At 73.2% G+C, this 11261-nt stretch carries 11 protein-coding genes; 10 read left to right on the top strand and 1 reads right to left on the bottom strand.

The features are described from left to right. The first annotated feature begins 24 nt into the window (after positions 1–24). Entirely contained in the window at positions 25–1152 is a 1128-nt protein-coding gene (locus ABEA81_RS32785; RefSeq protein ID WP_425570774.1) for an acyl-CoA dehydrogenase family protein, read from the top strand. A 12-nt stretch (positions 1153–1164) separates the two neighbouring features. Then, complete coding sequence (locus ABEA81_RS32790) at positions 1165–1929, top strand: SDR family NAD(P)-dependent oxidoreductase (RefSeq protein ID WP_345610540.1); 765 nt, start codon at positions 1165–1167, stop codon at positions 1927–1929. Positions 1930–1938: 9 nt separating this feature from the next. Here the strand turns inward: ABEA81_RS32790 and ABEA81_RS32795 are convergent, their stop codons facing one another. Continuing rightward, positions 1939–2772 carry a CBS domain-containing protein gene (locus ABEA81_RS32795; RefSeq protein WP_345610542.1) on the bottom strand — a complete coding sequence of 278 codons (834 nt, stop codon included), beginning with the start codon at positions 2770–2772 and terminating at the stop codon, positions 1939–1941. Between the two features lie 41 nt (positions 2773–2813). On the opposite strand from ABEA81_RS32795, the gene ABEA81_RS32800 reads away from it, so the two are divergent. The 8 genes from ABEA81_RS32800 (at position 2814) to ABEA81_RS32835 (ending at position 11260) form a co-directional block, all read left to right on the top strand. Then, positions 2814–3569: an SDR family NAD(P)-dependent oxidoreductase gene (locus ABEA81_RS32800; RefSeq protein ID WP_345610543.1), complete on the top strand. Its 756-nt coding sequence runs from the start codon at positions 2814–2816 to the stop codon at positions 3567–3569. 201 nt (positions 3570–3770) lie between these two features. After that, a complete protein-coding gene (locus tag ABEA81_RS32805; protein ID WP_345610544.1) occupies positions 3771–4892 on the top strand; it encodes an NDMA-dependent alcohol dehydrogenase in 1122 nt (373 codons plus the stop codon). A gap of 116 nt (positions 4893–5008) precedes the next feature. Further along, complete coding sequence (locus ABEA81_RS32810) at positions 5009–6211, top strand: ABC transporter substrate-binding protein (protein ID WP_345610546.1); 1203 nt, start codon at positions 5009–5011, stop codon at positions 6209–6211. 1 nt (position 6212) lies between these two features. Then, the gene (locus tag ABEA81_RS32815; protein WP_345610547.1) at positions 6213–7103 is read left to right on the top strand and encodes a branched-chain amino acid ABC transporter permease; all 891 of its coding nucleotides are present in this window, start codon (positions 6213–6215) and stop codon (positions 7101–7103) included. Next, positions 7100–8026: a branched-chain amino acid ABC transporter permease gene (locus tag ABEA81_RS32820; RefSeq protein ID WP_345610548.1), complete on the top strand. Its 927-nt coding sequence runs from the start codon at positions 7100–7102 to the stop codon at positions 8024–8026. The genes ABEA81_RS32815 and ABEA81_RS32820 overlap by 4 nt, the downstream gene beginning before the upstream one ends. Next, positions 8023–8877, top strand: a complete 855-nt coding sequence (locus ABEA81_RS32825) for an ABC transporter ATP-binding protein (protein ID WP_345610549.1) — start codon at positions 8023–8025, stop codon at positions 8875–8877. The genes ABEA81_RS32820 and ABEA81_RS32825 overlap by 4 nt, the downstream gene beginning before the upstream one ends. After that, positions 8861–9583: an ABC transporter ATP-binding protein gene (locus tag ABEA81_RS32830; protein ID WP_345610550.1), complete on the top strand. Its 723-nt coding sequence runs from the start codon at positions 8861–8863 to the stop codon at positions 9581–9583. The genes ABEA81_RS32825 and ABEA81_RS32830 overlap by 17 nt, the downstream gene beginning before the upstream one ends. Before the next feature lie 30 nt (positions 9584–9613). Beyond that, positions 9614–11260, top strand: a complete 1647-nt coding sequence (locus ABEA81_RS32835; RefSeq protein WP_345610551.1) for an AMP-binding protein — start codon at positions 9614–9616, stop codon at positions 11258–11260. Position 11261 lies beyond the last annotated feature (1 nt).

Raw genomic sequence — 11261 nt, forward strand, 5'->3', positions numbered from 1 at the left:
ACCATAACCATGCGCACCAATAACATGGAAACTGTGACCTTCGACCTGCCCGCCCGGCACCAGGAGCTGCGTGAGCGCGCGCGCAAGGTCGCCGACGACGTGCGCTGGCGGGCCGGTGTGGCCGACGCCGCCACCGACGTCGACCCCGTGATGCGGGACGCGCTGCGCGCGAGCGGGCTCGTCGAGCTCGCGGTCCGGACCGGCGCGGACGAGGTCGTGGACCCGCTCGCCGTCACGGTGGTCCGGGAGGCGTTCGGCGGCGTCTCGGCCCATCTCGACTCGCTCTTCGCGATGCAGGGGATCGGCAGCTATGCCCTCGCCGTCGCCGGGGGCGCCCGCGCGCAGCGGGAGTGGCTGCCGCGGGTCGTCGCCCTCGACGCGATCGCCGCGCTGGGCCTCACCGAACCGGGCGTCGGCTCCGACCTCAAGGCGATCACGACGACCGTCCGCGCGGAGGGCGGGGAGCTCGTGGTCGACGGGCGCAAGTCGTTCATCACGAACGCCCCGGCCGCCGCGTTCGTCACGGTCCTCGCGAAGGAGGGGGATGGCTACTCGCTCGTCCTCGTGCCCACCGGCATCCCGGGCGTGACGGTCGAGTCCGGGCCGGACCTCATCGCCCCGCACGTCATCGGGGACGTGGTGCTCGACGGCGTCCGGGTGCCGGCCGACGCGCGGGTCGGCGAGCCGGGGCAGGCGTTCCCGCTGGTGCTGCAGACGCTCGCCACGTTCCGCGTCTCCGTCGCCGGCTCGGCCGTCGGGCTCGCGCAGGCCGCGCTGGACGAGGCGGTGGCGCACACGACCTCGCGCGAGCAGTTCGGCACCACGCTCGCGCGCCTCGGACCGCTCCCGCAGATGCTCGGCACCTGCTGGACCGAGATCGAGCAGGCCCGGCTGCTGACGTACGCGGCCGCGACCCGGGCGGGCGCCGACCCGGTCGGCGCCCTGCACTGGTCGTCGATGGCGAAGGTCGCCGCCACCGAGGCGGCCGCCCGCGTCGTCGACCGCTGCGTGCAGATGATGGGCCGGTTCGGGATCGTCACCGGATCCACCATCGAGCGCCTGTACCGCAACGCCCGCCCCATGCGCATCTACGAGGGCGGTAACGAGGTGCTCCTCGGGCAGCTCGCGAAAACACTCACCCGACCGACCTGAAGGAGGAGCCCGATGACGCTGCTCGCCGGGAAGACCGCACTCGTCACCGCAGGCGCCTCGGGCATGGGCCGCGCCTCGGCCGAGCTATTCGCCCGCGAGGGCGCCCACGTCGTGGTGGTGGACGTGGCCGAGGCCGCGGCGAAGGACACGGTCGACGGGATCGTGGCCGCGGGCGGGTCCGCCACGGCTGCCGTGGCGGACGTGCGCGACCTCGACGCGCTGAAGGCCCTGGCCACCCAGGTGACCCGGGACCACGGTGCCCTGCACGTGCTGCACAACAACGTCGGCATCCCCGGCGCCGCCACCCTCGACATCACGCCCGAGGAGTGGGACACCGCGCTCGAGATCAACGCCCGGGCGGCCTTCTTCCTCACCGGCTACCTCACCGACGCGCTCAAGGCCGCCGGCGGGGCCTCGGTGATCTTCACCAGCTCAACGTCGGGGCTCGTGGGCTCGCCGTTCAGCCCGCTCTACTCGTTCACCAAGGGCGGCCTCATCGCACTCGTGCGTTCCATGGCGCTGGCGTTCGCCGCCGACGGCGTGCGGGTGAACGCGATCGCGCCGGGCACCGTCGAGACGCCGGGGCTGCCCGCGTTCTTCCGCGCGAGCCCGGAGGAGACGGAGCGGCGCAAGGCCGCGTTCGTGGCGACGATCCCGATGGGCCGGGCGGCGCAGCCGGCGGAGATCGCGAAGGTGGCGTTGTTCCTCGCCAGCGACCTCTCCAGCTACGTCACCGGCACGACCCTGCCCGTGGACGGTGGGCTGACCGCGAAGTAGCCGGGATGCTCACACCAGGTCGCTGCGGGACAGCACGCCGACGAGCCGCCCGCTCTCGACCACGGGCACCATCCGCAGGCCGTGCTCGGCGACGAGGAGGCGGGCGCTGGAGATCGGGTCCTCCGGTGAGAGCGTGATGACGTCCTTGGTCATGACCGACCCGACCGTGCGGCCGTTCGTGCGCCCGGACAGCGGTTCCTTGCCCAGGATGTCGGCCTCGCTGACGAGCCCGACCAGCTTGCCCTGGTCGTCGACCACCGGGAGCGACTTGTGCCTGCGCTCGACGAGGCGCTCGGCGATCGTGTCGATCGGGTCGACCGCGCGGGCGGTGACGACCGCCGTCGTCATGGCCTCGCGGACCAGGCCCGTGGCGGGCAAGGGCCCCTTGCGGCGGACGGGAGGTGGGGTGGCCAGGCTGTCGAGGTCGTCGCCCTTGACGCGCTGGACGAGCCGCCCGAGCGGTCCCGGCCGGGACCGGACGCGCAGCAGGTCGCTGCGGGTGACGACCCCGACGAGCGTGGCCCCGTCGACCACCGGCATGACGCGCAGCTCGCCGTACGAGCGCAGGCGGTGGGCCAGCAGGCTGAGGTTGGCCCGTGGCGGCACGGACAGCACGTCGGGGTTCATCACGGCCCCGACCCGGGTGGTGTCGGCGCCACCGTCCTCGCGGTGCCGCAGCACGTCGATGAGGCTGATCATCCCGACCAGCCGGAACCTCCGGTCGATGACGGGGAGGGCGCTGTACCGGAGCTCCGTCATCTTGTGCACGGCCACGGAGACGGGGTCGTCCGGGCCGACCGTGACGACGCGGGTGGTCATGACATCACGGGCGCGCAGAGCCATGGGGCGACCGTAGCGGTGGGTAGCGACGAGGAGGGACTTCAGTGGCGGACTTCGAGGTGGGAGGGCGTGCCGCGATCGTGACCGGCGGCGGGTCGGGCATCGGGCGGGCGGTCGCGCACACCCTGGCCCGGGGCGGCGCGGCCGTGCTCGTGGCGGACGTCGTCCCGGAGGCGGCGGAGCGCGTCACGACCGAGATCATCGCGGGAGGTGGCACGGCGCGGGCGTTCGCCGCGGACGTCGCCGACCCGGACGCGGTGGCCGCGATGGTGGCCGCTGCGGGCGAGCTCGGCCCGCTGCGCATCGCCGTGAACAACGCCGGGATCGCGGGGGAGTCGAACCCGGTCGCCGAGGTGCCCCTCGACGACTGGCGGCGGGTGATCGAGGTGAACCTCAACTCCGTCTTCTACTGCACCCGCGCCGAGGTGCCTGCCATGATCGCCGCGGGCGGCGGGTCGATCGTCAACATGGCCTCCGTCCTCGGCGGGGTCGGCTTCGCGAACTCGGCCGCGTACGTGGCGGCGAAGCACGGCGTCGTGGGGCTCACGAAGACGGCGGCGCTCGAGTACGCGGCGGCCGGGGTGCGGGTGAACGCCGTCGGGCCCGGCTTCATCACCACGCCGCTGCTGGAGGCCAACCTCGGGCCCGAGGAGATCGCGTTCCTGGACGCTCAGCACGCCCTCGGGCGCATGGGTGGCCCGGAGGAGGTGGCGACGCTGGTCGCCTACCTCGCCGGGGACGCGTCCACCTTCGTCACCGGCAGCTACCACCTGGTGGACGGCGGATACGCGGCCCGGTGACCGGTGGCCGGACGGGCGGCGACGTCCTCCGGCTGGGGCGTACGTAGGCATGCCCGGACCGCGGCACCCGCATCGTCCAGGCCACATCACCGCTGATGGGCCACCTAAAAATATGCGCATGATGACTAGCGTGATAAGGGTGCGGATGGCTACGGTCTTCGCGGGCGCGACGGGGCGCCCGCCGGGACGGAGGTTGATGCCGTGCAGACCGTGGGAGCGCTGCTCTGGGAGCCGGGGACCCGCTCGGGGTGGAGCGTCGAGGAGATCGAGCTCGACCCGCCCGAGGCCGGCGAGGTGCTGGTCAAGCTGACCTCCTCGGGCATCTGCCACAGCGACGACCACCTCGACACCGGGGACATCCCGCTGCCGTGGGCGCCGATCCTCGGCGGGCACGAGGGCGCGGGGGTGGTGACCGAGGTCGGGCCGGAGGTGCACGACCTCGCGGAGGGCGACCACGTCGTCCTGTCGTTCCTCCCGTCCTGCGGCAGGTGCCGGATGTGCGTGTCGGGGCGGGCGAACATGTGCGACCTCGGCGCCGGGGTGCTCGCGGGCCGGGCGCCGGACGGCACGCACCGGATCCACGCGCGCGGCAAGGGTGTCGGCGCGATGAGCTACCTCGGCACGTTCGCGCCGTACGTCGTGGCCCCGGCGGCCGCGGTCGTGAAGATCGACCCGGAGATCCCGCTGATGCCGGCGTCGCTCATCGGCTGCGGGGTCCCGACCGGCTGGGGCTCGTCGGTCTACGCGGCGGACATGCAGCTCGGCGACACCGTGGTGATCTTCGGGACGGGCGGGGTCGGCATGAACGCCGTGCAGGGCGCGGTCCATCGCGGGGCGAAGAACATCGTGGCCGTCGACCCGGTGGAGTTCAAACGGGACAAGGCGAAGGAGTTCGGTGCCACGCACGCCGTCGCCACGCACGCCGAGGCGGCGGGCCTCGTCGAGCAGATGACGAACGGGCAGGGCGCCGACCGCGTGATCATCACGGTGGACGTGGCGCGCGGCGAGATCGTCGAGCAGGCCAACCAGCTCACCCGGCGCGGCGGGGTCATCGTGCTCACTGCCGCCGCGCCGGTGCTGCAGCGCGACGTCCAGTTCGACCTGTTCACGTTCGCGATGTCGGGCAAGCGGCTGCAGGGCTCGCTCTACGGCACCACCCAGTCGCGCAACGACATCCCGCTGATCGCGGACCTGTACAAGCGGGGCCAGCTCGAGCTCGACGAGCTGATCACGAGGACCTACCGGCTCGAGGACATCAACGAGGCGTTCGCCGACCTGCGGGACGGCAGGAACCTCCGCGGCGTCATCGTCTACGACGACTGAGGCCGCGATGACCGAGCGTCACGCGCAGGCGATCGCCGACCGGTTCCACATCACCACCGACCACGTCGCGTCCTGCCGCATCTCGCCGCTGACCCCGCCCGAGATGGAGGGCATCGATGCCTGACGCGCACTGGGACCGCCGGAGACTGCTCCGGGCGACGGGAGCGCTCGTGCTGGCGGCGGGTCTCGCCGCGTGCACCGCACCCGGCGGGGACACCGGCACCACCCCGAGCGGGGCCGGAGGTGGCGGGCAGGGCCTGCCACCCACGATCACGATCCTCTCCATCCGGGCGTTGACGGGGCCGGTGTCGTTCGCCGGGATCAACGCCCAGAAGGGGATCGACCTCGCGGTCGAGCAGGTCGCGAAGGACGGGCTGCTCGGCGGCAGCACCCTCGAGATCGAGACGAAGGACGTCGGCGCGAGCACCCAGGAGGCGGCGAGCGCCGCGAGCCAGGCCATCGCCGACCCGTCCTACGCGGCGATCCTCGGCCCGGAGGCCAGCGCACAGGCCGCGGCGGTCTCGCCGATCGCGCAGAGCTCCGGGATGCCCGTCGCCTACGTGCAGGCGGGCAGCGGGGGCGTCCTCGTCGGCGACTACACGTTCCGGGTGACGCCGCCTGCGCAGTCGTACTTCGGGGTCGTCGGCGACCACCTCTCCCGGGAGGACGTGCGGACCGCGTCGGTGTTGTTCAACAGCGGCAACCCGACGCTCGCCGAGCTCGGGCAGACCGTCGTGCCGCAGCTCGGCGCGCAACGCGGCTTCCGGATCGTCGGGTCGGCGGGGGTGGAGGTCACCGCGCAGGACTTCACCACCGCCGCGTCCCAGATCGCCGGACAGGCGCCGGACGTGGCGTTCCTGATGCTGACCGGGCCGCAGAGCCCGGTCGCGATCACGCAGCTGCGCCAGGCGGGGTTCACCGGTGAGATCGTCGGGATGAGCGCGATGGGCGCGGGCAACCTCGCCCCGGCGGGCGCGCAGGCCGCCGGGGCGGTCTGGCCGTCCAACTTCACGGCCACGCAGTCGGCGCCGAGCTCGCAGGAGTTCGTGCGGGCCTACCAGGCGAAGTACGGCGGCGAGGCGCCGAACAACTACGCGGCGGAGGCCTACGACGCCGTGTGGTTCCTCGCCCGGGGCATCGCGAAGGCGAACAGCACCGATCGCGCCGCCGTGCAGCATGGCCTCGACGCGGTCGCGAAGGACGGGTTCGCCGGGGCGCAGGGCGAGCTCACCTTCGACGGTCACGACGCGCGGGTGCCCGGCGTCCTGGTGCGCTGGGACGGCGCAGCCGAGGCCGTGCTGGCGGACGGCACCTCCTGAGATGGCCCAGGACGTGCTGAACGCGCTGACGCTCGGCTCGCTCTACCTGCTGTTCGCGCTGGGGATGAGCCTGGCGTGGGGCACGGTCGGGGTGCTGAACTTCGCCCACGGCTCGATCTTCATGTTCGCCGCGTTCGGCGCCCACCTCGCGGTACAGGTGGTGCCCCTCTCGATGCCGTCGATGATCGCGCTCGGGGTCGGCATCGGCGCGGTGCTGTCGCTCGCCGTGCAGGTGCTGGCGTTCGAGCCGATCCAGCGCCGGGCGAGGGACCCGCACCAGGCCCAGCTCCAGATCATCGTGGCCGGGATCGGGATCGCCGGTATCCCGCTCGCCATCGCCCAGTACGTGACGCGCAGCGTGCCGTTCGGCTACTCCGCGGGGACGTTCCAGGTAACGGTGCACGAGTTCGGAGCGGTGCGGGTGACCGACGTCCAGGTCGTGATCCTGGTGGCCGCGCTCGGGCTCGCGGCGCTGATCGCGTGGTGGCTGCGGGCGGCGCGGCCCGGCCTCGCGCTCCGCGCGATCGGCGTCGAGCCGGAGGTCGCCGCGATGATGGGCGTCGACCGCCGCAGGCTCGCGCTGCTCACGATGGCGGTGGCCGGCGGGCTGGCCGGTCTCGCCGGGGTGCTGCTCACCTACCACCTCGGCTCCATCGCCCCGGAGACCGGCGACGCGTTCCTGCTGAAGGCGTTCGCGGCGATCATCCTCGGCGGGGTCGGCAGCATCGCCGGTGTCGCGATCGGTGCGATGGTGCTCGCGGGGGTCGAGACGCTCGTGCTGGTCACGACGTCCGGCACGTGGGCGCCGGCCATCGCGTTCGGGGTGCTGTTCCTGATGCTGCTGGTGCGGCCGCGCGGCCTCCTGGGCCGCCAGGAGGTGCGCCGGACGTGAACGCGTGGTTCGTCTCCCACCAGGTGCTCGTCCAGTCGACGCTGATCAGCCTGCTGCTCGCGCTGTCGATCCAGGTGCCGCTGCGGGCCGGGGTGTTCTCGTTCGCCGGGATCGGCAGCTACGCGATCGGCGCCTACGCCGCCGCGATCGTGACGATCCGGTTGCAGGTGGCGCCGGTGTTCGCGATCGGCGCCGGCGTCGTGATCGCCGCCGTGGCCGGATACCTGCTGGCGCTGCTGGTCGCGCGGCTCTCGGGCCTGTACCTGGGCATGGCCACGATCGCGTTCGCCCTGTTCCTCGGCGTGGTGGCGGTCAACGGCGGCGAGCTCACCGGCGGCGCCACCGGCCTGTACGGGGCGATCAGCACGCTCACCACGGGACACGTCGTCGCGATCACCGTGGTCGTCGTCCTGCTGCTCGTGGTGAACGAGCGCGGGGCGTTCGGACGCCGGATCGACGCGGTGCGCGAGGACCCGCAGCTCGCGGTCTCGCTCGGCGTCGACGTGGGCCGGGTGCGGCGGCGGGTGTTCGTCGTGAGCGGCGCGCTCGGCGCCTGCGCCGGCGGCATGAACAGCCTCCTGCGCACCACGGTCTCCCCGGAGACGATCGGGTTCCAGCTCGTGGTCACCGCGCTCACGATGATCATCGTGGGCGGGGCGCTGTCCTGGGCGGGCGCGGCGATCGGGGCCGTGATCTTCACCTGGCTGCCCAGCGTGCTGCAGGTCGTCGGCGACTGGCAGCCGGTGGTCTACGGGGTGCTCGTGGCGCTCGCGGCGATCTACATGCCGACCGGGCTGCTCGGGGTCGCGCAGTCGGCGTGGCGGCGGGCCCGCCGCCGCCCCCTGCCCGCCGACGATCGGGAGCGTCCGGACGGCGACGACCCGGAGCGGGCGCTGGCCGCGCTGCAGGAGGTGCGGCCGTGACGACCGCACCCGCGCGCACGGCCGTGCTCACGACGAGCGACGTGGCCGTCCACTTCGGCGGGATCAAGGCCGTCGACGGGGTCGACCTGGGCATCGCGCCCGGCGAGATCCTCGGGATCCTCGGCCCGAACGGCTCCGGCAAGAGCACCCTGCTCGCCGCCGTCACCCGGCTCGTGCCGCTCACCAGGGGCCGGCTCTCGCTCGACGGCACCGACTACACCGGCAGCCCGGCGTACCGGCTGGCGCGGCGGGGGATCGCGCGGACCTTCCAGACCGTGCGCCTGCTGCCGGACCTGACCGTGCTGGAGAACGTCCAGCTGGGCGCGGACCTGCACCTCCCGCGCGCCTCCCGGCTGCGCGAGCTGCTGCGGCGCGGCGCCGTCCCCGAGGTGGCCGAGGCCGTGGAACGCACCGGGATCGGCGACGCGCTCGACCGGCGCCCCGGCGAGCTGTCCTACGGCACCGCGCGGCGGGTGGAGATCGCGCGGGCGCTGGCCGCAGGGCCGCGGGTGCTGCTGCTCGACGAGCCCACGGCCGGGATGAACCAGCCCGAGCGGCGGGAGGTGGCCGGGCTGCTGCGGCGGCTGCGCGACGAGGGCCTCGCGCAGCTGCTCGTGGAGCACGACGTGCAGATGATGGTCGACACCTGCGACCGCCTGCTCGCGATGAACCAGGGCGTGCGCATCGCCGAGGGTGCGCCCACGGACGTCGTCGAGGACGCCGGAGTGCAGTCGGCCTACCTGGGGCGCCCTTCCGGACCGCAGCAAGGTGGCTTTGCTCCGGTTGAGCCGCAGCAAAGCCACCTTGCTGCGACCCGGGAACGGGAGGCAGGCCGTGCTGCAGATCGCTGACCTGCACGTCCGCTACGCCACCGCCGAGGCCGTCCGCGGCGTGGACCTCACCGCGACCCCGGGCCGGGTCACGCTCGTCCTCGGCGCGAACGGTGCCGGCAAGACGAGCACGCTGCGGGCCGCCGCCGGGCTGGTGCCCGCCCACCGCGGGACGGTCGTGCTGGACGGCAACGACGTCACCGGGCACCCGCCGCACGCCGTGGTGCGCGCGGGGATGGTGCTCGTGCCCGAGGGCAGGCGCGTGTTCGCACCGCTCACGGTGGAGGAGAACCTGGTGCTGGGCGGCTACACGGTGCCGAAGGCCCGGTCGCGGGAGCTCATGGAGCGGGTGTTCGCGCTGTTCCCGATCCTGCGGGAGCGCCGCCGCGGGCCGGCGGGCCTGCTGTCCGGTGGCGAGCAGCAGATGCTCGCGTTCGGGCGGGCGCTGATGGCGCAGCCGCGGGTGGTGCTGCTCGACGAGCCGTCGATGGGGCTGGCGCCGGCGATGGTCGCGTCCGTGCTCGGCGCCGTCCGCGAGATGGCCGACTCGGGTCTCGCGGTGCTGCTCGTGGAGCAGAACGCCGAGGCGGGTCTCGCGGTGGCCGACGAGGTGGTGGCGATGGCGCGGGGCGAGGTCGTGTTCCGCGGCGCCGCCGACCTGGCGCGCTCGCACGCCTCCGTCCTGCGGGTGTTCCTCGGTGAGGCGGCCCTGGCCAATAAACTCTAATCATGATTAGATTATTTGGACGGAGGTGACATGCGGACCTACACCGATCTCGTGCCGGTCTTCCCGGACCAGGAGGACTGGACCCTCGCGACCGCCCTGCGCCACCACGCCGCCCGGCGGCCCGACGCGATCCTGTTCGACCTTCCCGAGGAAGGGGCCAGGTTCGCCTACGCCGAGGCGCTCGCGCAGGCGGAGTCGGTGGCCGACCGGCTGGCCGAGGCCGGCGCGGCCCCCGGCGACCGGGTGCTGGTGATGGCCGCGAACTCCTCGCAGTTCCTGCGCACCTGGCTCGGCACCGGCGTCGGCGGCACCGTCGAGGTGCCGGTCAACACCGCGTACGAGGGCGTGTTCCTCTCCCACCAGCTGCAGGTCGCGGGCCCGCGCTGGGCCGTGATCGACGACGTGCACGCGATGAAGTTCCTGGCCGTGGCCGATGCCGCCCGCGTCGTCGAGCACTTCTGGGTGATCGACACCGGTTCCCGCGACCACGCGATCGACGTGCTGCGCACGGCGGGCTGGGCGGCCGGCCCGTGGGAGGACCTGGCGCGGGGCGCCCGGCCGGGCGCGCGGTTCCCGGACGTGCGGCCGCACCACCTGGCCTCGATCTTCTTCACCTCCGGCACGACCGGCCCGTCGAAGGGCGTGGCGATGCCGCACGGGCAGATGTTCTTCTTCGGTGAGGAGGTCGTGAGCCTGCAGCGGCTCACCGCCGAGGACGTCTACTTCACCTGCACGCCGCTCTTCCACGGCAACGCCCAGTTCATGGCGGTCTACCCGGCGCTGATCGCGGGCGCCCGGGTGGTGTGCCGGCCCCGGTTCTCGGCGAGCCGGTGGGCCGAGCACCTGCGCGTCTCGGGGGTCACCGTCACGAACCTCATCGGCGTGATGATGGACTTCATCTGGAAGCAGCCGCCGCGCCCGGACGACGCGGACAACCGGCTGCGCTCGGTGTTCGCCGCGCCGACCGCCAGCTCCATCCTCGCCGGCTTCAAGGAGCGGTTCGGGATCGAGGCGTTCGTCGAGGTCTTCGGGCTCACCGAGACGAGCGCGCCGATCCTGGCCCCCTACGGTGAGGACCGGCCCGCGGGCGCGGCCGGGCTGCAGGCCGCCGACTGGTTCGACGTCCGGCTCGTCGACCCGGAGACCGACCGCGAGGTGCCGGTCGGGGAGATCGGCGAGCTGGTGGTGCGCCCCCGGCATCCGTGGACGTGCTCGCTCGGCTACTACGGGATGCCGGAGAAGACCGCCGAGGCGTGGCGCAACCTGTGGTTCCACACCGGCGACGCCCTGCGCAAGGACGCCGACGGCTGGTTCTACTTCGTCGACCGGTACAAGGACGCGCTGCGCCGCCGCGGCGAGAACATCAGCTCCTACGAGGTCGAGCAGGCCCTGCTCGGACACGACGCCGTGGTCGAGTGCGCGGTGATCGGCGTGGCCGCCGAGTCCGAGGCCGGCGAGGACGAGGTGATGGCCTACCTCGTCACCAACCGCGAGGTCGACCCGCGGGAGATCTGGGACTGGTGCACGGGCCGGGTGCCCGCCTTCGCGGTGCCCCGGTTCGTCCGCGTCGTCGACGCGCTGCCCAAGACGCCGTCCGAGCGGGTGCAGAAGGCGCAGCTGCGGGCGCTGGGCGTCACCGAGGACACCCACGACCGGCTCGCCGGGGTAGGGGTATAGC

The organism is Pseudonocardia adelaidensis, assembly GCF_039543345.1.
Classification (GTDB): Bacteria; Actinomycetota; Actinomycetes; order Mycobacteriales; family Pseudonocardiaceae; genus Pseudonocardia; species Pseudonocardia adelaidensis.